Source organism: Brevibacillus halotolerans (assembly GCF_026891775.1).
Taxonomy (GTDB): Bacteria; Bacillota; Bacilli; order Brevibacillales; family Brevibacillaceae; genus Brevibacillus_B; species Brevibacillus_B halotolerans.
On record NZ_JAPTNK010000002.1, the window covers coordinates 349366 to 371069 of the forward strand.

At 41.6% G+C, this 21704-nt stretch carries 20 protein-coding genes; all 20 read left to right on the plus strand.

What is annotated here, in order from left to right; translation table 11 throughout:
- Nucleotides 1-99: 99 nt before the first annotated feature.
- The 20 genes from O0550_RS04580 (at nucleotide 100) to spoVS (ending at nucleotide 21475) form a co-directional block, all read left to right on the plus strand.
- Nucleotides 100-1641 carry an ABC transporter ATP-binding protein gene (locus O0550_RS04580; protein WP_003336991.1) on the plus strand — a complete coding sequence of 514 codons (1542 nt, stop codon included), beginning with the start codon at nucleotides 100-102 and terminating at the stop codon, nucleotides 1639-1641.
- Nucleotides 1634-2710, plus strand: coding sequence for an ABC transporter permease (locus tag O0550_RS04585; RefSeq protein ID WP_003336992.1), 1077 nt, complete (start codon nucleotides 1634-1636; stop codon nucleotides 2708-2710). Before O0550_RS04580 ends, O0550_RS04585 begins: the two co-directional genes overlap by 8 nt.
- Nucleotides 2711-2712: 2 nt before the next feature.
- Nucleotides 2713-3666: an ABC transporter permease gene (locus tag O0550_RS04590; RefSeq protein WP_003336993.1), complete on the plus strand. Its 954-nt coding sequence runs from the start codon at nucleotides 2713-2715 to the stop codon at nucleotides 3664-3666.
- A gap of 199 nt (nucleotides 3667-3865) precedes the next feature.
- Nucleotides 3866-5029 (plus strand): stalk domain-containing protein, encoded by a 1164-nt coding sequence (locus O0550_RS04595; protein WP_258425689.1) that lies wholly within the window; start codon nucleotides 3866-3868, stop codon nucleotides 5027-5029.
- A gap of 85 nt (nucleotides 5030-5114) precedes the next feature.
- Nucleotides 5115-5270, plus strand: coding sequence for a hypothetical protein (locus O0550_RS04600; RefSeq protein WP_003336995.1), 156 nt, complete (start codon nucleotides 5115-5117; stop codon nucleotides 5268-5270).
- 181 nt (nucleotides 5271-5451) lie between these two features.
- Complete coding sequence (gene yfmF / locus O0550_RS04605) at nucleotides 5452-6747, plus strand: EF-P 5-aminopentanol modification-associated protein YfmF (RefSeq protein ID WP_258425690.1); 1296 nt, start codon at nucleotides 5452-5454, stop codon at nucleotides 6745-6747.
- Nucleotide 6748: 1 nt separating this feature from the next.
- Nucleotides 6749-8032 (plus strand): EF-P 5-aminopentanol modification-associated protein YfmH, encoded by a 1284-nt coding sequence (gene yfmH, locus O0550_RS04610; RefSeq protein WP_003336998.1) that lies wholly within the window; start codon nucleotides 6749-6751, stop codon nucleotides 8030-8032.
- A gap of 24 nt (nucleotides 8033-8056) precedes the next feature.
- A complete protein-coding gene (gene ymfI / locus O0550_RS04615) occupies nucleotides 8057-8791 on the plus strand; it encodes an elongation factor P 5-aminopentanone reductase (protein ID WP_101668662.1) in 735 nt (244 codons plus the stop codon).
- 128 nt (nucleotides 8792-8919) lie between these two features.
- On the plus strand, nucleotides 8920-9177 hold the full coding sequence (locus tag O0550_RS04620; RefSeq protein WP_003337000.1) for a DUF3243 domain-containing protein: 258 nt from the start codon (nucleotides 8920-8922) through the stop codon (nucleotides 9175-9177).
- Nucleotides 9178-9510: 333 nt separating this feature from the next.
- A complete protein-coding gene (locus tag O0550_RS04625) occupies nucleotides 9511-10302 on the plus strand; it encodes a DUF3388 domain-containing protein (RefSeq protein WP_018670903.1) in 792 nt (263 codons plus the stop codon).
- Between the two features lie 12 nt (nucleotides 10303-10314).
- The gene (locus O0550_RS04630; protein ID WP_022584429.1) at nucleotides 10315-11241 is read left to right on the plus strand and encodes a helix-turn-helix domain-containing protein; all 927 of its coding nucleotides are present in this window, start codon (nucleotides 10315-10317) and stop codon (nucleotides 11239-11241) included.
- A gap of 243 nt (nucleotides 11242-11484) precedes the next feature.
- Nucleotides 11485-12828, plus strand: a complete 1344-nt coding sequence (rimO, locus tag O0550_RS04635) for a 30S ribosomal protein S12 methylthiotransferase RimO (protein ID WP_003337003.1) — start codon at nucleotides 11485-11487, stop codon at nucleotides 12826-12828.
- A complete protein-coding gene (gene pgsA, locus O0550_RS04640) occupies nucleotides 12829-13404 on the plus strand; it encodes a CDP-diacylglycerol--glycerol-3-phosphate 3-phosphatidyltransferase (RefSeq protein WP_003337004.1) in 576 nt (191 codons plus the stop codon).
- 19 nt (nucleotides 13405-13423) lie between these two features.
- Nucleotides 13424-14668, plus strand: coding sequence for a competence/damage-inducible protein A (locus O0550_RS04645; protein WP_003341282.1), 1245 nt, complete (start codon nucleotides 13424-13426; stop codon nucleotides 14666-14668).
- A 16-nt stretch (nucleotides 14669-14684) separates the two neighbouring features.
- On the plus strand, nucleotides 14685-16274 hold the full coding sequence (locus O0550_RS04650) for a DEAD/DEAH box helicase (RefSeq protein ID WP_003337006.1): 1590 nt from the start codon (nucleotides 14685-14687) through the stop codon (nucleotides 16272-16274).
- 174 nt (nucleotides 16275-16448) lie between these two features.
- Nucleotides 16449-17507 (plus strand): recombinase RecA, encoded by a 1059-nt coding sequence (gene recA / locus O0550_RS04655; protein WP_003337007.1) that lies wholly within the window; start codon nucleotides 16449-16451, stop codon nucleotides 17505-17507.
- An 81-nt stretch (nucleotides 17508-17588) separates the two neighbouring features.
- Complete coding sequence (locus O0550_RS04660) at nucleotides 17589-18248, plus strand: RecX family transcriptional regulator (protein WP_003337008.1); 660 nt, start codon at nucleotides 17589-17591, stop codon at nucleotides 18246-18248.
- A gap of 360 nt (nucleotides 18249-18608) precedes the next feature.
- Entirely contained in the window at nucleotides 18609-20159 is a 1551-nt protein-coding gene (gene rny / locus O0550_RS04665; RefSeq protein ID WP_003337009.1) for a ribonuclease Y, read from the plus strand.
- A gap of 144 nt (nucleotides 20160-20303) precedes the next feature.
- Complete coding sequence (locus O0550_RS04670) at nucleotides 20304-21098, plus strand: TIGR00282 family metallophosphoesterase (RefSeq protein ID WP_003341275.1); 795 nt, start codon at nucleotides 20304-20306, stop codon at nucleotides 21096-21098.
- A 116-nt stretch (nucleotides 21099-21214) separates the two neighbouring features.
- Entirely contained in the window at nucleotides 21215-21475 is a 261-nt protein-coding gene (spoVS, locus tag O0550_RS04675; RefSeq protein WP_003337012.1) for a stage V sporulation protein SpoVS, read from the plus strand.
- Nucleotides 21476-21704: the final 229 nt, after the last annotated feature.

Below are 21704 nucleotides of genomic sequence, written 5' to 3' on the forward strand. Positions count from 1 at the left end.
GAAGAAAATAAGCAACAAGGCTAGTTTCATGACTAGCCTTGTTGTTGCCTTGTACAGAGTTACTTGTGGATTATTACCCAGAAAAACGGGGTGAGTGAAATGAAAGACGTAAAAACTGTAGTAGAAATGCGCGGAATAACGAAGCGCTTTCCAGGAATTATTGCAAATGATAATATTCAACTTAAAGTAAAAAAGGGCGAGATTCACGCGCTCTTAGGTGAAAATGGTGCAGGTAAATCCACTCTAATGAATATTCTATTTGGGTTGTATCAGCCTGATGAGGGTGAGATTTTACTTAATGAAACACCAGTGAAAATCACCAGTCCAAATGTTGCTAACGAATTGGGTATTGGAATGGTTCACCAACACTTTATGCTTGTCGAACCGTTTACCGTTACGGAAAATATTATTCTAGGAAAAGAACCAAAGAATGGTTTGAAGATAGATATCAATTCAGCGGCTAAAAAGGTACAAGCACTATCTGAACAGTATGGGCTCAAGGTTGACCCGTATGCAAAGATTGAAGACATCTCAGTAGGGATGCAACAACGCGTTGAGATTCTTAAAACCTTGTACCGCGGAGCTAATATCCTCATTTTTGACGAACCAACGGCTGTTCTTACACCGCAGGAAATTTCCGAGTTAATAGAGATTATGCGTAATTTGGTTAAAGAAGGAAAAACCATTATCTTAATCACCCATAAGCTAAAAGAGATTATGGCAATTTGTGATAGTGTCACCATTATTCGCCGTGGTAAGACTATCGACTCTCTAGCTATTAAAGATACGAATCCAGATGAATTGGCTTCCAAAATGGTTGGGCGTGACGTAACGTTTTCTGTAGATAAAAAGCCTGCTAATCCTAAAGAAGCAAGTCTATCTGTGAAAAATGTAACAGCAATGGGTAATCGTGGAGTTAATGCCCTAAATAAAATCAGCTTTGATGTTAAGGCTGGTGAAATTCTTGGAATTGCGGGAGTTGACGGCAACGGTCAGTCTGAATTGATTGAAGTGTTAACGGGGCTACGTAAGTGTCAGGAAGGCTCAGTAACTCTAAATGGTAAGGACTTAACCAATAAAACTCCGCGTTTTATTTCTGAATCAGGACTATCTAATATACCAGAGGATCGACATAAGCATGGTTTAGTTCTCGATTTTAACATGGCTGAAAACATTGTTCTAGAGACTTATTTCCACCCTGAATTTAATAAAAATGGATTTTTGAATTATGATGCGATTAACAAACATGCAGAAAAGCTTATTGAAGAATTCGATGTTCGTACGCCAGGGATACATACACTAGCACGCGCTCTGTCGGGTGGTAACCAACAGAAAGCGATAATTGCACGTGAAGTGAACAAGAATCCTGATCTGTTGATTGCAGCTCAGCCGACACGCGGGCTGGATGTAGGTGCGATTGAATTTATTCATAAACGCCTAATTGAACAACGCGATAAGGGAAAAGCGGTTCTACTCATTTCGTTTGAGCTGGATGAGATACGCAATGTTTCCGATCGGATCGCTGTTATTTATGAAGGTGAAATCGTTGGTATTGTTGATCCGAAAACAACGAGTGAACAAGAGCTCGGGTTGATGATGTCAGGTGGAAAACGCATTCAAGGAGGCGAACAGGATGAATAGTGTATTTAAGATTTTTACGAAGGATTCTTTCATCGTTCCTGTTGTTGCGATTCTGCTTGGACTCATCGTCGGGGCGATTGCGATGCTAGCAGGTGGATTTGATCCATTGTTAGCCTATGGTTCTCTGGTCAAGAAAGTATTTGGTGACGCCTATAATTTTGGTGAAACGATTCGCCAGATCACCCCTTTGATTTTTAGTGGACTGGCTGTTGCTTTTGCTTTCCGTACTGGTCTTTTTAACATCGGAGTAGAGGGCCAATTCATGATGGGTATGATTACAGCTGTTTACCTCGGTGTAAAGCTGGACTTACCTGCCTATATTCATGCTCCATTAACCATTATTGTTAGTACAATTGTCGGTGGGCTGTGGGCGGCTTTTGCAGGTTGGTTAAAAGCTGCACGTGGTGTCCACGAGGTTATTACTACAATCATGATGAACTGGATTGCTTTGTATATGGTGAACTTTATTCTGGTGACTACATTGGTTCCAGAAGGACAACAGCGTTCTGAAAATATTAAGGAATCAGCGTCTATTGCAATTGGCTGGCTGTCTCAAATGTTTGAAAGTGCACGTATGCATTGGGGAACATTGCTTGCTCTTGTTTTAGCTCTCCTTTTCTATATTGTTCTTTGGAAAACAAAAACAGGCTTTGAGCTTCGTGCGACAGGCTTTAACCCGCATGCGGCACAATATGCTGGTATGAATGTAAATAATAACGTTATTAAAGCTATGTTTATTTCAGGTTGTATGGCAGGTATGGGTGGAGCCGCTGAAATTCTAGGGGTGTTCCATTATCAAGCTATTATGGCCGCTCAGCCTGGGTATGGCTTTGATGGAATCGCAGTTGCATTAATTGGTGGTAATACTCCAATTGGGGTAGTATTAGGTGCTATTTTATTTGGAATATTGTCCTTTGGAGCAAATGGAATGAAGATGGGAGCAGGCGTACCTGTAGAGTTAATTCGTGTGGTAATTGCCTCTGTAATCTTCTTCGTTGCCGCTCATGGTATTGTAAGATTTATTTTAAAACCTGTTTTATCTAAGAAGAATAAGAAGGAGGTGCTGTAAAGATGCAATGGCTAACCATTGGTGGCGATCTCTTACATGACACGATCGTATTTTCCACAGCCCTCATTTTCGCGGCACTTGGCGGTGTTATTTCTGAACGTTCCGGGGTAGTTAACATTGCGCTGGAAGGCCTCATGGTAATGGGAGCTTTCATTGGAGCAGTTGTTACTTACTTTATGGAGCCAGCACCGTACGCACCTTGGATTGGTTTAATCGCGGCTTGTATTGGTGGTATTATTTTTTCCCTGCCACATGCAGCGGCTTCGATTACGTTTAAATCCAATCAAGTAGTAAGTGGTGTTGCTCTTAACTTCTTGGCAACAGGTTTGGCAGTATATCTTACCAAAATCATTTTTGATGGTGCTGGTCAAACCAAAACATTGAGCGTTGTATTTTCCAAATGGGACATCCCGTTTTTAAGTGAAATTCCTTTCCTGGGCCGTGCTTTGTTCCAAGCATATCCTACAAGTTATTTGGCATTTATCACAGTGGCAATCGTTTGGTTCGTACTGTTTAAAACTCAGTTTGGCTTAAGACTTCGCTCTGTAGGGGAACATCCGCGTGCCGCTGATACAGCCGGTATTAATGTATTTCGTGTTCGTTACATTGCGGTTATGCTGAGTGGAGCTTTGGCAGCGTTGGGTGGAGCAACTGTTGCTTTAACAACAACATCAAATTTCTCTCACAACACGATTTCTGGACAAGGTTTTATTGCACTTGCAGCGATGATTTTTGGTAAGTGGCATCCAGTAGGTGCTATGGGAGCAGCTCTGTTTTTCGGATTAGCTCAAGCTGTTAAAACACTTGTACAAGTATTTGGACTTACCAAATACATTCCAGTTGAATTTATCTACATGTTGCCATACGTATTGACGATCTTGGTACTTGCTGGTCTTGTTGGTAAATCACGTGCTCCAAAAGCAAGTGGTGAACCATATGAAACAGGTTCTCGTTAGTAAACGGTATTTATCTATTTCTAATAAGAATCTACATGTATTTAAAGGTAAATCTAGCTAAAAAATCAATGGCCACCTTTCCGTCCGGAAGGGTGGTTTTTCTTGTTCGGCTACTTTTTACCAGTAATTATGCATAGATACCCTTTTGTAACCTATGGGATAATGGGACAAGTTTGACTTGGATAAGGAGGATATTTACATGAACAGATTACGAAGGAGTACGAGCCGATGGTTAGTAAGGAGTCTGGTGGGTGCTGCCTTGTTATCCATTTCCTGGATTAACCCTATACAAGTACAGGCTGCTTCTGTGCCACGTGTTTTCCTTATGGTAGATGGAAAGGGTTTAAAAACAGATGTAGAACCACAAATTGTGAATAATCGTATGCTGGTACCGATTCGTGCTGTTTCAGAAGCTACTAAGGCACAAGTTACTTATCAGGCATCAACGAAGCAAGTAGTTATTAAGACAAAAACAAACGAATTCACTTATAGGGTGAATCAAAAAACAGCTTGGGGGAATGGAAAAAAGCATAGCCTAGATGTTTCCCCTATAGTAAAGGAAGGACGTATTTTAGTCCCTTTACGTTCGATAAGTGAATTATTAGGCTATAAGGTAAATTATAATGAACAATCGAAGGTAGCAATGGTGGCTACTAAAACCTCTCCAGCAACTTATACGGTACAGGCCGGGGACTCGTTATGGTCGATTAGTCAAAAATTTGGTGTGCCTATTTCGGCGATACAGAATGCTTCTCGTCTAACAAAGGAAGAGATACGCCAGGGAATGACGCTGACTATTCCAGTCATTAGTATGTATAATCAGACATGGAAACCATTAGACATACAATCTAAGCAGCAATATCTAGGGAACATTGATCAAGCCTTAGCCCCCAAGCAAAGTGTCTTCCCCTTGCAAAAAGGTACATGGTATGAACAGGTTTACAATACATATGGGGATGAACGAACATGGGGCGCAGATGCTCAAGGTAGAAATCATGAAGGCATTGATATAATGGCTTTTCATGGAGTCCCTGTCTTTTCATCAACGAATGGAGTCATTAATCGCTTAGGGTGGAATAGCATGGGAGGATGGAGAGTTAATATTACACATTCCTCTGGCAAGTATCGGGTGTACTATGCCCATTTGAGCGCTTTTGCTCCCGAAATAAAGGTGGGTAGTTCTGTTAAAGCAGGTCAGTTAATAGGCTTTGTAGGCGATACCGGGTACGGACCGATGGAAACTACAGGTATGTTTTCTCCTCACCTGCATTTTGGCCTGTACAGCAATCAGACAGGTAAAGCTGTTAATCCTTATTTTTTCCTTAAATATCTGGAAACGACTGAAATCCAATCGACGAAGTAAAAGCATATGATATATGCCATACTTATATCCTAGACAGGGAATGGGTACACTACTTTGAGATAAAAAGCATAAGGGGTGTATCAAAATGTGGGAATGTCCATACTGTGGGTTTGTAAATGGTCATGTGTTTTTGGACAATCAATTACATGGCATTCTCTGCTTAAATCCGGACTGTGGTCGTTTTGACTCTAGCGATACTAGTGTGGAGATGCTTAGCGATTGGGATACAAGTGATTTTTAAGGAAGGGCATTACAGAAAAGGCTGTTGAGTTTTTCACTCATCAGTCTTTTTTGTTGGAATGAACTACGATGTATAAGAGTACAGTTGTGTGGCATACATTTGATGTAATCATTTTGCTGAAAGCTACCTATTTTGGGTAAAATAAAGAATAGGTACGTAAATAAGGAGGGAGACGAATCATATGGCTGAAAAGGCACAGGAGATTGCTTTTACGAAATCTCAGGTAAATGGCATGAATCTACATATTTTACAGACCAAAAAGTTTAAATCAATTACGATGATCGTAAACATTGAACAGGAATTAACGGAGGAAAATGCATCGAAAACCGCTTTGCTTGCCATGGTGTTAAAGCGTGCAACAGCTCGTTTTCCTGAACCACAAAAGCTTCGTCAGCATCTTGATTATTTGTATGGGGCTATTTTTGACGTTGATGTAGCCAAAAAAGGGGAGCGCCAAGTCCTCCAGCTATATATGGAGGTTCCAAATGAAAAATATGTAAGCGGAAGCCAGTCATTAGTTGAAGACGCGATAGAGTTTGTTGGAGATATCCTTACTCGCCCCTATTTGGTTAACGATCAGTTTGACAGCACATATGTTGAAGCAGAGAAAAAATCCTTAACGAAAAAAATTGAAAGCATCGTTAATGATAAAATGAGATACGCAAATCAACGGATTACGGAAGAAATGTTTAAGGGTGAACCATATGCTATTTCTGCATTCGGCACAATAGATAACGTTACAAAGCTAGATGCCGCTTCACTTACCGAATATTATCATCAAGTTATAAATAATAACCCTCTTGAAATCTTTGTAGTGGGCGATGTGAAGGAAGAGGAGATTACCGCTTTATGTAAGAAGCATCTTCAGCTGCCCTCCCAGCATAAAAGCCATCTAAACATTCAGCAGGTCTCTAAGCAGGTTACTGAACAAAAAACAATTGTAGATCGCATGGATGTAAATCAGGCTAAGCTAAACATAGGATGCCGTACCAATATTGTATATAAAGACGATGATTATCCTGCTTTGCTTGTGTATAACGGGATTTTAGGTGGATTCCCACATTCCAAGCTCTTTTTAAATGTACGTGAAAAGGCTAGCTTGGCTTATTATGCCGTGTCTCGTTTGGAAAGCCATAAAGGCGTAGTAATGATGATGTCAGGTATTGATGTCAATAATTATGAAAAAGCGGTCACCATCATCAAGGAACAGATGACGATGATGGAAAATGGCGAGATTAGTCAGGAAGAAATGGATATGACGAAAGCTACCTTGTACAATCAATTTAAAGAATTGCTTGATAGCGGTAGAATGATGGTGGATTTTGCCTATAACGGAGTCATAAGCGGCAGAAACCGTGATTTACAAACCCTGCTGTCTGAGATTGAAAAAGTGAACGTGCAGGATGTTGTCCATGTAGCTAAAAAAATTGAACTCGATACGATTTATCTACTACGCGATAAGAAGGGTGGGGAATAGGGTGAAAACAGTAACATTTGATCAGTTAAATGAAACACTCTATCATGAAAAACTGCCAAACGGCTTATCAGTCTATTTGTTGCCAAAGGAAGGCTTTAGCAAGACCTATGCCGTTTTTACAACCCGCTATGGTTCAAATGATAGCCATTTCCGATTAAATAACCAAGAGACCATCAATGTACCTGATGGTATTGCCCATTTTTTGGAGCATAAGCTATTTGAAAAGGAAGATCGTGACGTATTTCAGGATTTTTCCCGCAACGGTGCTTCTTATAATGCATTTACCAGCTTTAACCGGACAGCTTACCTTTTTTCTTCTACGGACAAAGTAGAGGAGAATTTGAAGATATTACTGGATTTCGTACAGGAACCTTATTTTTCTGAAGCAAGCGTTGAAAAAGAAAAAGGAATTATTGGTCAAGAAATTCAAATGTACGATGATAATCCGGATTGGAAAGTATATGTTAATTTGTTGAAAGCCATGTATCAAAAATATCCGGTACGAATCGAGATCGCTGGAACAATCGAAACCATTACACCGATCACAAAAGACATGCTGTATCAATGCTATGAGACCTTTTACCATCCAAGCAACATGGTGTTATTTGTGGTGGGAGGATTTGATAAAGATCAGATTGGTGAATTGATTCGTAGTAATCAGCAAGCGAAAAGTTTTCCACCAGCCCCGATCATTGAACGCTTTTTCCCAGACGAACCGACTGAAGTGGGAGAAAAGCTTGTGGAAGCTCATCTTTCCGTGGCAATCCCTAAAATATACATCGGATTTAAAGAAGTGAAAAACCAATTATTTGGTGAAGAGCTGCTAAAACGTGAACTAACGACAAAATTGATGCTAGAGTTGCTGTTTGGAAACAGCTCTAGTTTTTACCAAAGATATTATGACGAAGGACTCCTTACAGAATCCTTTGATTTTGATTACAGCAACGAGACGGATTACGGCTATACGATTCTAGGCGGCGATACACCTGATCCCGAAAAGCTAGTTAGCGTTATCACACAGGAAATCAAGGAGGCGAAAGCGCGAGGAATTGATGAGGAATCGTTCCAACGACAAAAACGGAGAAGAATCGGACTTTTCCTGCGCTCGTTAAATTCCCTTGAATTTATTGCTAATCAATTTACTAGTTATAAATTTAATGGAATTGATTTGTTTGAAATCGTACCTACTTTAGAAAAAATTACGTTAGAGGATGTACAAAAACGTATGCATGACCATCTACAAGAAAGTCAGATGGCGGTCTCGATCGTACGTTCACAGGCATAGGCAACCGGGGAAGAGGAGAAATACATGGAAGACAAGCAAGCATGGGCATTGGTTACGGGAGCTTCCGGTGAGATTGGGCAAGCTATTGCCCGGAAGCTGGCAGACGAATCAATCCCCCTATATCTTCATTACAACACACAGAAAGATAAAATAAACGTATTGTTAGCGTATTGTGAAAGCAAAAATGTGCCGGCGATTGCGCTACAGGCTGACTTATCTCAACCTGATGCAGTCGCGGCTATGTTTAGTCAAATGCCAGTGAAGCCATTGTATATCGTTAATAATGCTTCGATTGATCATGTAGGTCTCTTGAGCGACGTGACCCCAGAATTATTTGATCAATTGGTTCGAGTTAACATAGGCTCTTGTTTTTTTGTATCGCAGCAAGGACTTCCAGCAATGCTACAGGCTAGATTTGGGCGAATTGTTACCATCTCCTCCATATGGGGAGAGATAGGTGCATCGTGTGAGGTTTTATATTCCATGACAAAAGGTGCTATTCTTAGTTTTACAAAAGCATTGGCTAAAGAAGTGGCACGTAACCACATTACAGTCAATGCGGTCTCGCCAGGTGCTATTTTAGGTGGAATGATGGATCGGTTTACTTTGGAAGAAAGAGAGGCTGTATCCGAAGAAATTCCAATGGGACGACTTGGACGACCAGAAGAGATAGCCGCAGCGGTTTCCTTCTTATTCCAAAAGGAGGCCGGGTATATTACTGGTCAAACCATTTCAGTTAATGGTGGCTGGCATACCTAGAAATGAAAACATGGATGTAAAAGCTCAGTAACTTTTCCTTCTTCTTGTATAAAAATCAGGACTGAAACGCATTCTAATTCTGAGCGGACATGAAAAAGCGTCCGAAGAGTGCTTAAGGAGGGATTGGGATGTCAGTACTTGATAACTTTAGTGATTGGAAAGGTTTTTTATCTGAACGTGTCCAACAAGCTACACAAGCTGGTATGAACTCCGATACCATTCAAAATGTAGCATTTCAAATCGGTGGATACCTTGCTGATCAGGTTGATCCGAAAAACGAACAAGAACGTTTACTTAAACAACTATGGGATGCTGGTGATGACGAGCAACGTCGCGCCCTAGCTAGTGTCATGGTTAAGCTTGTAAGCGATGGTAAAATGGAATAGATTTTTCTTTTGAGGAAAAGTAGCTCTTACGTTAGAAAAGACGTAAGGGCTGTTTTTTATACGAAGGAATGTAAGAAAAGCAGACAGATTAAAATAAGCGTATTTTTTATAAGAGAATAATAAGTTGAACGGCGCATAGAAATGATTATTGATAAACAAAAGAGCGAACCGCTGATAAAGTGCAGTAAAAGAATTTTTATTGGTATCATTGGCATGTTTTCTGCATTTTTTCTTTGTCCTTCTACATGCAAATGGTATACTATTGTTGAAAAGCCATCTATCACGGGGGAAGAACAAGTAGGATTGTTCTTACAGAAAAAAAGGGGATACATGATGCTCACGGAGGAGAAGGAATTTTTTGAGTGGTATTTAGAATATCGCTTAATAAAGGATCGTCCTGGTTTGCTAGGAGACTTAGCTTCTATTCTGGGGATGCTTAACATCAACATTCGTACAATTAATGGTGTTCAAACCAATACGCGAGGAATGTTATTATCCACAGATGACAATGATAAGATTGAAGCCTTGCGTAGCCTGTTGTTAAAAGTAAGCAATATTGAAATTAACAAGCTACGTCCACCTACCATGCTTGACCGTCTAGCTGTTCGTCACGGACGTTATATCGAACGTGATGCGGAAGATAAAAAAACGTTTCGCTTTATTCGTGACGAATTAGGAATTCTGGTTGATTTTCTAGGAGAGCTATTTAAAAAAGAGGGGCATCAATTAATCGGAATTCGTGGAATGCCTCGGGTAGGTAAAACAGAGTCTATGATCGCAGCCAGTGTATCCTCCAATAAGCGCTGGACGTTTATTTCATCAACTTTATTAAGACAAACAGTTCGTAGTTCCTTGACCGTTGATGAAATGACAGCTAATCATGTATATTTGATTGATGGGATCGTCTCAACCATGCGTTCAACGGAACGTCATCACAGCTTGTTGCGTGAGATTATGGCTTTCCCAGCTACTAAAGTCATTGAACACCCTGATATTTTTGCAAGAGAGACAGAGTACAAGCTGTCTGATTTCCACTACATTATTGAGTTGAGACATCATCCCGATGAAGAGATTACATATGAATTAATCAACACGAGAAGTTTTAATGACTTCGAGATGACGTAAGGAGGCTACATTGTGTCTGAGCTCGGCCAAGTATTGAAGAGAGCAAGAGAAGAAAAAGGAATCTCGCTCAATGATATACAAAAAATGACAAAAATCCAAACCAGATATTTAGAAGCGATTGAGCGGGGAGATTTTCACATGTTACCCGGCCACTTTTATGCAAGAGCTTTTATCAAAAGCTATGCGGAAGCGGTAGGATTGGATCCTAATCAGATCGTAGAGCATTACCAGGCCGACTTGCCATCCCAACCGCCACAAGAAGAGGTGGAACGATTACAAAGACGCCATGTGGTTCAAAGGCGATCACCTTTTCAAACCGGTAGCTGGGTAGCTCCTACTTTATTAACACTATTTATCATCTTAGTTCTTGGCGTTGCTTATATGGCACTAGTGAACCGGGATAGTACACCACCTACTGTGCAAAAGCCCGCTGAAGGTATCATTGATACCACACAAGGTGGAGGAGGGACTCCTACGCCGAATCAAACTCCGGGTCAAGGACAGGTTCCGACTACTCCTGGAACAGCTACACCGCCGGCAACGACAACTCCCCCAGATGTTACGATGCCTGATGAGAATTTACCTGAGACGGATGGGGCTGGGGCTGCGGGTACACTTACTTTTGAATCCCAGCAAGGAAAGACTTACAATTATAAGGTTGGTAATACGGATAAAATCTCAGTGACGATTAAAGCAACCCATGGTGCTTGCTGGGTACAGGTGCGAGATAAAGATCGAGGGAAAAAACTATTTGAATCTACTCTTCAAAAAGGCGAAGAAAAAACAATAGAGGCACAAGATACTGCTTTTCTGCATGTAGGTTATTCCCCTGCTATTGAAATAGTAGTTAACCAGGTTCCAATCACAATGAGTGATATTAAAGCGCAAACGGCTAAGTTTAATTTCACTTTGCAAAAAGACGAAGTGCCGGCACAATAACTTTTTATAAGCTCATGGACTCCCGTTTCACTATCAAAAGTGAGACGGGAGTTTTTTAGCAGAAGGACTTATTTATAAGCTAACATGATTGTATCTGCAATCAGAGTTAACCCATATAGGATACAGGCTTTGAACGCTTGAAAACGGTTGATTTTAAGTGCTACTCTTTTTGACTACTCGCCTTTGCTTATATTATACTGGTTAGGTGAATTTGGGCTGGAATATGCAATTGGAGGAAGAGAAATGACCGAAAAGACAACACCCCGTGAAAAGGTTGCCATAGTAACCTTGGGTTGTGAGAAGAATCTGGTCGATTCAGATATGATGGCACATCTGATCGATGAGAAGGGTTATGAGTTAGTTGATAATCCAGATGATGCAACTGTCGTTATCGTGAATACCTGTGGATTCATCGATGCTGCAAAAGAAGAGTCTGTGAACAAGATTTTAGACATGGCCGAGTTAAAAGAGAGCGGAAAATTAAAGTCGTTGGTAGTAGCTGGCTGTTTAACCCAACGCTATAAAGAAGATTTATTACATGAGATTCCTGAAGTGGATGGTATTGTTGGAACCGGCGATTTTATGTCAATTATTAACGTGATTGAAGACACGCTCATTGGTAAACGTACAAGCCTGATCGGCAATCCCGTGTTTAACTACGAGCAAGTGGTTAAACGTAAGGTAAAAGAAGGAACTTATACAACATATACCAAAATTGCAGAAGGCTGTGATAACAATTGCACATTCTGTAGTATCCCACTCATGCGCGGTAAATTTCGCAGTCGTTCAATCGAATCTATCGTAGAGGAAGCGACATATCTGGCAACGAAAGGCATTGTGGAAATTTCGCTAATCGCCCAGGATTCAACGAACTACGGTATGGATTTATACGGTAAGCTAATGCTACCTGAGCTATTGAACAGACTGTCTGAAGTAGACGGCATTGAGTGGGTTCGACTACACTATGCATACCCAGGGTTCTTTACAGATGAGTTAATTGAAACATTTGCTAAAAACCCGAAAGTTTGTAAGTATATTGATATGCCTTTGCAACACTCAGAGGACGCCATTCTGAAACGGATGCGCCGTCCGGGACGTCAAACCGATATTCGTAAGCTTGTTGCTAAAATCCGCGCTGAAGTACCGGATGTAGCTTTGAGAACCTCTTTAATTGTTGGGTTCCCAGGGGAAACAGAAGAGGATTTCTTGAAGCTCTGTGATTTTGTGAAAGACATTAAGTTTGATCGTCTAGGTGTGTTTACGTATTCGAATGAAGACGATACTCCTGCGACACGCCTGCCTGATCAGATTGATGAGGATGTCAAAGAAAAACGCGCTAATATATTGATGGAGATTCAACGTGAGATTGCTAACGAGAAGAATGGTCAATACGTGGGTAAGGTATTGGATGTCCTAGTAGAGAGATACGAAGGTAGAAACAACATTTACGTAGGCCGTACCCAATACGATGCTCCAGAAATCGATGGGGAAGTCTTTATTTCAAATTATCAAGGAGAACTAGGTAAGATTGTAAAGGTGAGAATTACCCACTCATACGATTATGATCTAGCTGGGGAGGTTATTTAGTTGAATCTTGCCAACCGCATCACGCTTGCCAGAATTTTTCTGGTTCCTGTCGTCATGTTTTTTCTACTAGTAGAATACAAATTTGGCACGTTTACCATCGGGACTCTAACTATGACGTACAATGAGCTGATAGCGGCTTTGGTATTCATCTTGGCAGCCAGCACAGATGGTCTAGATGGGTACATTGCCCGTAAGCGGAAGATTGTTACGAATTTGGGCAAATTTTTAGATCCACTGGCGGACAAATTGTTGGTATCGGCTTCACTTATTTCTCTTGTTGAGATGCAACGAATCGAAGCGTGGGTCGTTATAGTGATTATTAGTCGGGAATTTGCAGTGACAGGTCTACGAATGATTGCAGCGGCGGAAGGAAAGGTTATTGCCGCAAGCGCGTGGGGAAAAATTAAGACCTGGGTTCAAATCGTAGCGATTGCTGTCTTAATGATGAATAATTTCCCGTTTGAATTTGTCGGCATACCTTTTGACAAAATCGCGATTTGGGCAATGGTCCTGATTACCCTTTGGTCGGGGTATGACTATTTTTCTAAGAATCGCAATGTCATTCAATATTCGTAAAAGATTGGGATGAAGAGTGATGAAAGCGGAAATAATCGCGGTTGGAACTGAGTTATTACTTGGACAAATTGCTAATACAAACGCGCAGTTTTTATCGCAAAAGCTAGCAGAAGTAGGAATCAATGTTTATTATCACATAACAGTTGGCGATAATTATGAACGAATGCTACAAGTGATAGAACGTGCGAAATCGCGTTCCGATCTCATCATTTTTACCGGGGGGTTGGGCCCTACGCAGGATGATTTGACCAAAGACGTAGTGGCCGACCATCTTGGTCACAAGCTAGTCACGGATGAAAAAGCAATGGCGAACATTCGTGATTTTTTTGAGAGACGCGGTACTGACATGACTGAAAATAATCGTAAGCAAGCCCTTGTAATTGAGGGATCGACAGTCTTTGATAATGATCACGGAATGGCACCAGGAATGGGGATTACCCAAGAGGGCGTTACATATGTCTTGTTGCCTGGTCCCCCAAGCGAAATGTATCCGATGATGGAAAATTATGTGATGCCGTTTTTGGCTTCTTTAGGAAATGAGCATCAAATCTTTCATTCTCGTGTCTTTCGCTTTTTTGGTATCGGAGAATCTCTGTTAGAGGCAAAGCTGATAGACTTAATTGAGGAGCAATCCAATCCGACAATTGCCCCCTATGCCAAGGAGTTTGAGGTGACGTTGCGCATTACGGCTCGCGCTACCTCTGTGGAGGAAGCAGAGAGATTGCTACGTCCTGTTGAAGAGGAGATTCGCAATCGTGTAGGTGAGTTTATATATGCAGTAGGGGAATCTCCGTTGCATCAGGTGCTTTATGAGCAGCTACTAGTAAAACAAGAGACGATTTCTTTTGCTGAAAGCTGTACAGGGGGCACTGTTTCACAACTGCTTACCTCGGTTCCCGGTGCGTCGCAGGTATATCGAGGAGGAATTGTTTGCTATTCCAATGAAATCAAGCATCAATGGCTGGATGTGCCTCTTGAAGTCTTAGAGACAGAAGGGGCTGTCAGTGAAACAACGGCTCGGCTTTTAGCTGAGAATATTCGCCAAAAGATGGGCACAACCTATGGCGTTTCTGTTACCGGTGTAGCAGGGCCTGAGTCTTCCGAGGGAAAACCTGTGGGACTGGTCTATATCGGAATCGCCAGTGAGAAGCAGCCTACTTTGGTAAAAAAGGTGCAAGTTGCAGGACAGCGCAGAGCGATAATTGGGCGTGTTGCCAAGAATGCTCTATATTATGCGCTCCAGCAGCTTCACTGTAATGACTAAAAGAAAGGTGACTATCATGACGATTTTTTCAGATTTAGCTTTACATAAAAATGTGTTGCAAGCTATTCATGATATGGGCTTTGAAGAACCATCACCAATTCAGGCGGCTTGCATTCCTAAAATACTAGAGGGTGGCGACCTGATCGGACAGGCTCAAACAGGTACAGGGAAAACGGCTGCGTTTGGTATCCCGTTGGCTGAGGTCTTAAACCCTACTAACAACCGTATACAGGCGATTGTTTTGACTCCGACTCGCGAGCTCGCTATACAGGTGGCGGGAGAATTAGTGAGAATATGCAAATACAAAAAAATTCGCACACTCCCTATCTACGGTGGGCAATCAATTAGCCATCAGATTCGTGCGCTTCGACAAGGTGTGCATGTGGTGATTGGTACACCTGGGCGTGTTTTAGACCATTTGCGCCGCAAGACACTCCATTTGGAAAATGTGAAAATGCTTGTTCTCGATGAAGCAGATGAAATGCTGGACATGGGCTTTATTGAAGATATCGAGACCATTCTTAGCCACATGAAAGCTGAGCGTCAAACCTTGCTTTTCTCAGCAACCATGCCTCCTGAAATCAAGCGTTTAGCTCATCGCTATATGAAAAATCCCGAGACTGTGGCTGTCAGCCGTGAAGAAGTAACAGCACCTTCTATTGAACAAGTGTATTATAAAGTTTTCGAACGTAATAAACGGGAGAGCCTATGCCGCATTCTCGATAGCCAGGATGTAGAGCTTGGCATTATTTTCTGTCGAACGAAGCGCGGGGTAGACGAATTGAGTGAGGCCTTACAAGCACGAGGCTATATGGCAGATGGCTTGCATGGCGACCTATCTCAAGCACAGCGCGACAAAGTAATGAAGGCCTTCCGGGAAGGTACGATTGAGTTTTTGATTGCTACAGATGTAGCAGCTCGTGGGATTGATGTAGGTAACGTCTCACATGTTATTAATTACGATATTCCACAGGACCCAGAAAGCTACGTACATCGGATCGGCCGAACTGGACGTGCTGGGCGTAAAGGGATAGCTATGACACTAGTCACTCCTCGAGAGATGCGTCAGTTAATGGTGATTCAAAAACAGACGAAAGCATCCTTGATTACTCGCACCGTACCTACCTTGGAGGAGATTGCGGAGCGCAAACGTACTCAATTACGTGAACAGCTACGTTCGCTGATTGAAAGTGAGTCTGTGAATGGTATGTATCAAGAAATCGTGAATGAGCTAATGCAGGAGCATGACCCAGCTAAAGTTGCAGCCGCTGCTCTACATCTCGCGTTTCATACTGATCCGAGTGGAAATGATGAAGAAGAAGGGTACAATTTTGGTGAGACGGGCGCAGCAAGAGGAATGGTTCGTTTCTTCTTAAATGTAGGACGAAATGTGAACATGAAGCCTCAGGATCTTGTACGGGAGATTTCCGAATCGGTGGGCATTCCGGGCAAATCAGTAGGACGAATTGATATTTTTGAAAACTTCACGTTTGTAGAAGTCCCAGAAGATGTTGCTCCGTTTGTTTATGAGGCGTTAAGACAGACGCGCATCAACGGTAAACGTATTAATCTAGAGCCCGCTAAACCGCGGACACGTAAATCATAATTAGGCTGTACAGAAGGTTTTTTCACATGGAGGTTAAGTGAAAATGCCTTCTTTTTTCTATATAATTCCTATACGAATATTTGTTCGTAAAAAATACTTGGCAAACCCCTCTATCTCGATGTATGATACATACATAAGAAAAAGTTGAGTGGAACGAGAAAGGGAGTGTCACTATTGTCAGATCGTCGCGCTGCGCTTGAGAGTGCTTTAAGACAAATAGAAAAACAGTTCGGGAAAGGCTCCATCATGAAGATGGGAGAAATGGCACATTCACAGGTTTCTACTGTTTCAACAGGAGCCTTAGCTCTTGATATCGCACTTGGTGTCGGCGGTTTCCCACGTGGCCGTATTATTGAGATTTACGGGCCAGAATCCTCTGGTAAAACAACAGTTGCACTTCATGCCATTGCAGAAGTACAGAAGCAAGGTGGACAAGCAGCCTTTATTGATGCAGAGCATGCTCTAGACCCTGTTTATGCTGCTAAATTGGGTGTTAACATAGAAGAATTACTTTTATCCCAACCAGACACAGGAGAACAAGCTTTAGAAATTGCGGAAGCTCTCGTACGCTCTGGCGCTGTAGATATTATCGTAGTAGACTCCGTAGCGGCTTTGGTACCAAAAGCTGAGATTGAAGGAGAAATGGGTGACTCTCACGTTGGTCTACAAGCTCGTTTGATGTCTCAAGCTTTACGTAAGCTTTCTGGAGCTATCAATAAATCCAAAACGATTGCGATCTTTATTAACCAGTTGCGTGAAAAAGTGGGCGTTATGTTTGGAAACCCAGAAACTACTCCTGGTGGACGTGCTTTGAAATTCTATGCTAGTGTACGTCTTGATGTGCGTAAAGCAGAGGGAATTAAACAAGGCAATGATATAGTAGGTACAAAGACTAAAATTAAAGTTGTAAAAAATAAAGTAGCTCCTCCGTTCAAAGTAGCCGAAGTCGATATTATGTATGGAGAAGGTATTTCTAAAGAAGGCAGTATTCTGGATATTGGAGCTGAGCTGGACATTGTTGCTAAAAGCGGCGCCTGGTATGCATTTAATGAGGAACGTTTAGGTCAAGGCCGTGAAAATGCAAAACAGTTCTTGAAAGAGAATCCAGCTATTGCAGCTCAGATTGACCAAAAAATTCGAGAATATTACAGCTTGAATCCTAATTCCATCCCAGAGGGAGAAGCGGTTCTCGATCCAGAGCAGGATGAAGAGCCAACTTTTGATTTAGAGTAGAAGAGATGTAAGCCTGTCGTATTCTGTGCGGCAGGCTTTTTATGTGAAGACAAAGCAGTCTCGATTAGAATGGGAGGAAACATGAAAACCTCAGGGGTAATCACGGCCGTTCATAGGGATTCTAAAAGAAAACAAGTGTATTTAATTGATCTGGACAATGAATTTGCATTTGAAGTGCATGAGGAAGTCTTTATTAAGTACCATTTGATGAAGGGTACAGAGATAGATAGTAATTTTTTCGCAGAGGTTTTACGAGCGGATCATGAGAATAAAGCCTATTTGGCTGCTATTAATTATCTTAGCTATCGTCCACGGAGTTCTAGAGAAGTAGAAAGATATTTAATAGGGAAAGAGTTTTCACTAGAACTAGCGGAGCGAATAGTAGAGAAGTGTACGCGGGAAGGATATATAAACGATGAGCTATTTGCTAAAAAATGGGTAGAAGAGAGATTGCGTTTAAAGCCTAGAGGAGCCTATATGCTCAAGATGGAATTAAAGCAGAAGGGAATTGCCCCAAGTTTGATAGAGAAAGTATTGGGAAGAATAGAATATGAACAGGAGCTAGATGCAGCGCGTGGTTTGTTACGAGGAAAACTAGCAAGAATAACAGCTCCCATTGATCAAAAAACAGAGCATAAGCTCTTACAATTTTTATTACGGAAAGGATTTTCCCATTCCATTGTTCAACAGCTAAGAAATGAATGGAGAACAAAAAACTGGATGGAGGAAGATGACGAGTAGGGAGGGCGTATCCTCTAAATCCTTCCCTAGCGAAGCAATCCTACTCCCCACAAGGTCTACTCCTTGACAAGGCTTGTTCGCAAATAATAAAATAGGTTTGTATTACTTGGTGTTTGATAACTTTTTGCGATTAGCAATCCATAACTGAATATCCATGAGGCCTATGTCTATCATGATTGCAGTCGACCGAGTCGCATCGGTCTTGTTTTTTAGGCTATGGATGCCAAATGTTTCCTTCTTCGGTCTTACTTGTTTTTCATTTTGTGTACGAGATACGAAGATGATAGGAATCACCAAGAAAAAAATGATTTGTATGAGAAATGTAAAAGTCATAGACAAAGGAGGTGTAAGAGAACACGTATGGATCTATCTAACCCACTATTGTTAGTTTTGCTATTGTTGGTAGCACTAGCAATTGGTTTTGGGGTCGGATACTTCTTACGTAAATCCATTGCAGAAGCCAAAATTTCAAGCGCAGAAGAAGCGGCGAAGCAAATCGTCGAAGAAGCGAAACGCGATGCGGAGGCAGTGAAAAAGGAAAAAGTCTTAGAAGCCAAAGACGAAGTGTTTAAGCTGCGTACAGATGCTGATCACGAAATCAAAGAGCGTCGTAACGAAATTCAGCGTCAAGAGAGACGTATCCTTCAGAAAGAGGAGTCTCTTGACCGAAAGCTGGACCAATTGGAACGTAAAGAAGTAGAACAAAGCGACCGTGAAAAATCAATTACTGAGTTGCAAGCCAAGGTTGAGCAATTATATAAAGATCAAGTTGCTGAACTCGAACGCATTTCAGGACTAACTCAAGATGAAGCAAAAACAATTATTCTAACAAACGTAGAAAACGAAGTGCGCCATGACATGGCAATTATGATCAAGGATATTGAAACGCAAGCAAAAGAGGACGCTGATAAAAAAGCTCGTGAGATTATCACAACAGCAATCCAACGCTGCGCGGCTGATCATGTGGCAGAGACGACCGTTTCAGTTGTTACTCTTCCCAATGATGAAATGAAAGGTCGAATTATCGGTCGAGAAGGTCGTAACATTCGAGCACTAGAGACACTAACTGGTATTGATCTTATTATTGATGATACTCCTGAGGCAGTTATTCTTTCAGGCTTTGACCCGATTCGACGTGAAATTGCTAAAACGGCTCTCGATAAGCTGGTGGCAGACGGACGTATTCACCCAGCTCGTATTGAGGAAATGGTTGAGAAATCAAGACGTGAAGTAGATGAACGTATTCGTGAGTACGGGGAACAAGCAACATTTGAGACAGATGTACACGGATTACATCCTGATTTAATAAAGATTTTAGGACGTTTGCGTTACCGTACAAGTTACGGACAAAATGTCTTGAAACATTCAATGGAAGTAGCTCATCTTGCTGGCCTAATGGCTGCGGAATTAAAAGAAGACGTGAAACTGGCAAAAAGATCAGGTTTGCTGCATGATATCGGTAAAGCAATTGATCATGAGGTAGAAGGCTCTCACGTAGAGATTGGTGTGGAACTAGCGAAGAAATACAATGAGCACCCTGTTGTTATCAACAGTATTGCTTCTCACCATGGTGATACAGAACCTACTTCTGTCATTGCGATGTTAGTAGCTGCAGCTGACGCCCTTTCTGCTGCACGTCCAGGCGCACGCCGTGAAACCTTGGAAACATATATTAAACGCTTGGAAAAACTTGAGGAAATCTCTGAGTCCTTCGATGGCGTAGAAAAATCATATGCAATCCAAGCAGGTCGAGAAGTACGCGTGATGGTACAGCCAGAAAAAATTGATGATGCTGAGTCAATGAGGCTAGCACGAGAAATTACGAAACGTATTGAAAATGAGCTGGATTATCCAGGACATATACGTGTAACGGTGATTCGGGAAACCCGCGCTGTTGAATACGCGAAGTAAAAATAAAGTGGCGAGACGCCACTTTATTTTTTTGACGGATAGAAATGTATCTACATTCTCATCTCTATACGTACAACCAAGTCCTGCTGGGGGTAGCGGATTGGTCATCGCCCATTTTTAGAATCAATAGTAGAGGTGATTAGAATGAAATTATTGTTCATTGGAGATATTGTAGGGTCTCCCGGAAGAGAAATTGTAAAAGATTATGTACCACGTTTGAAACGAAAATATGCACCTGATCTGATTGTAGTTAATGGTGAAAATTCGGCACATGGTCGTGGAATTACACGAAAAATTGCTAATGAGCTTTTTCAGGTGGGTGTTCAGGCGATCACGATGGGGAATCATACATGGGATAATCGAGAAGTTTTTGATTTTATAGACGACGATTCACGTATTGTTCGCCCAGCGAACTTTCCGGAGGGGACCCCAGGTAAAGGTCTTACCTATGTCCAAACACATGTGGGAGAGGTAGCCATCATTAACGTGCAGGGAAGAACCTTTTTACCACCATTAATGTGTCCATTTGAAACGGCAGAGCGGCTAGTAGAAGAAGCAAGAAAGCGCACCAAATTTATTTTTGTGGATGTGCATGCTGAGGCTACTTCAGAAAAACAGGCACTAGGCTGGTATCTGGATGGGAAAATTAGTGCCATGGTTGGAACACATACACATGTACAAACAGGAGACGAACGAATCTTACCTAATGGGACCGGCTATATTACCGATGCAGGAATGTGCGGTCCAACAGATGGGATTCTGGGTATGGAGCGGAGCGCAGTGATAAAGAAATTCTTAACACAATTACCTGTCAGATTTGAAGTGGCAGAAGGGCCGACACAATTAAACGGTGTTCTCTTTACCCTCGATAATTCCACAGGAAAAACGAAAAAGATAGATCGAATTCGAATTGACGCAGCTTGTCCTTTTATGGAATAATACAAGGTAGATTCGAATTTTGCGAATATTAATCGTAAAAGGCAGGAATTTTTAGGGGTTATGCGAATATCATTCTAGAGATAAGAGTTATTTCTATCTGACGGGAGGTACAAAGGATGGACGTATTAAAAGTTTCAGCAAAGTCTAACCCCAACTCTGTTGCTGGTGCTCTTGCAGGCGTACTCCGTGAGCGTGGGGCCGCCGAGATTCAAGCCATTGGAGCGGGGGCGCTCAATCAAGCTGTTAAGGCAGTAGCTATCGCACGTGGGTTCGTAGCGCCTAGTGGTGTCGATTTGATTTGTATCCCAGCCTTTACAGACATAATAATTGATGGAGAAGAACGTACAGCCATAAAATTAATTGTAGAACCCAGATGATAGAGAACTAAACTACCTATTCACCTGTTTGTCCTCTTGGAATAAACAGGTTTTTTATTTGCCGAATAGCAGACAAGCCTGTTAAAGCATAGAGAGTTAGATGCCAAGCCTCTCAGTCGATTGGCTTGGCTTTCTTATCGTTTTTACATATAATTATTTCAAAAATACATCGTAAAAAAGATGTACAAGCAGTCAAAAAAACAAATAAATAAACATGACTTGCTTTCAG

Excerpts from the sequence above, each read along its gene's own strand:
- ymfI (WP_101668662.1), top strand. The coding sequence starts at position 8,057 with ATGGAAGACAAGCAAGCATGGGCATTGGTTACGGGAGCTTCCGGTGAG.
- O0550_RS04580 (WP_003336991.1), top strand. The coding sequence starts at position 100 with ATGAAAGACGTAAAAACTGTAGTAGAAATGCGCGGAATAACGAAGCGC.
- O0550_RS04600 (WP_003336995.1), top strand. The coding sequence starts at position 5,115 with ATGTGGGAATGTCCATACTGTGGGTTTGTAAATGGTCATGTGTTTTTG.
- O0550_RS04660 (WP_003337008.1), top strand. The coding sequence starts at position 17,589 with ATGAAAACCTCAGGGGTAATCACGGCCGTTCATAGGGATTCTAAAAGA.
- rny (WP_003337009.1), top strand. The coding sequence starts at position 18,609 with ATGGATCTATCTAACCCACTATTGTTAGTTTTGCTATTGTTGGTAGCA.
- yfmF (WP_258425690.1), top strand. The coding sequence starts at position 5,452 with ATGGCTGAAAAGGCACAGGAGATTGCTTTTACGAAATCTCAGGTAAAT.
- O0550_RS04645 (WP_003341282.1), top strand. The coding sequence starts at position 13,424 with ATGAAAGCGGAAATAATCGCGGTTGGAACTGAGTTATTACTTGGACAA.
- rimO (WP_003337003.1), top strand. The coding sequence starts at position 11,485 with ATGACCGAAAAGACAACACCCCGTGAAAAGGTTGCCATAGTAACCTTG.
- spoVS (WP_003337012.1), top strand. The coding sequence starts at position 21,215 with ATGGACGTATTAAAAGTTTCAGCAAAGTCTAACCCCAACTCTGTTGCT.
- O0550_RS04585 (WP_003336992.1), top strand. The coding sequence starts at position 1,634 with ATGAATAGTGTATTTAAGATTTTTACGAAGGATTCTTTCATCGTTCCT.
- O0550_RS04595 (WP_258425689.1), top strand. The coding sequence starts at position 3,866 with ATGAACAGATTACGAAGGAGTACGAGCCGATGGTTAGTAAGGAGTCTG.
- O0550_RS04625 (WP_018670903.1), top strand. The coding sequence starts at position 9,511 with ATGCTCACGGAGGAGAAGGAATTTTTTGAGTGGTATTTAGAATATCGC.
- O0550_RS04620 (WP_003337000.1), top strand. The coding sequence starts at position 8,920 with ATGTCAGTACTTGATAACTTTAGTGATTGGAAAGGTTTTTTATCTGAA.
- O0550_RS04650 (WP_003337006.1), top strand. The coding sequence starts at position 14,685 with ATGACGATTTTTTCAGATTTAGCTTTACATAAAAATGTGTTGCAAGCT.
- O0550_RS04590 (WP_003336993.1), top strand. The coding sequence starts at position 2,713 with ATGCAATGGCTAACCATTGGTGGCGATCTCTTACATGACACGATCGTA.
- O0550_RS04670 (WP_003341275.1), top strand. The coding sequence starts at position 20,304 with ATGAAATTATTGTTCATTGGAGATATTGTAGGGTCTCCCGGAAGAGAA.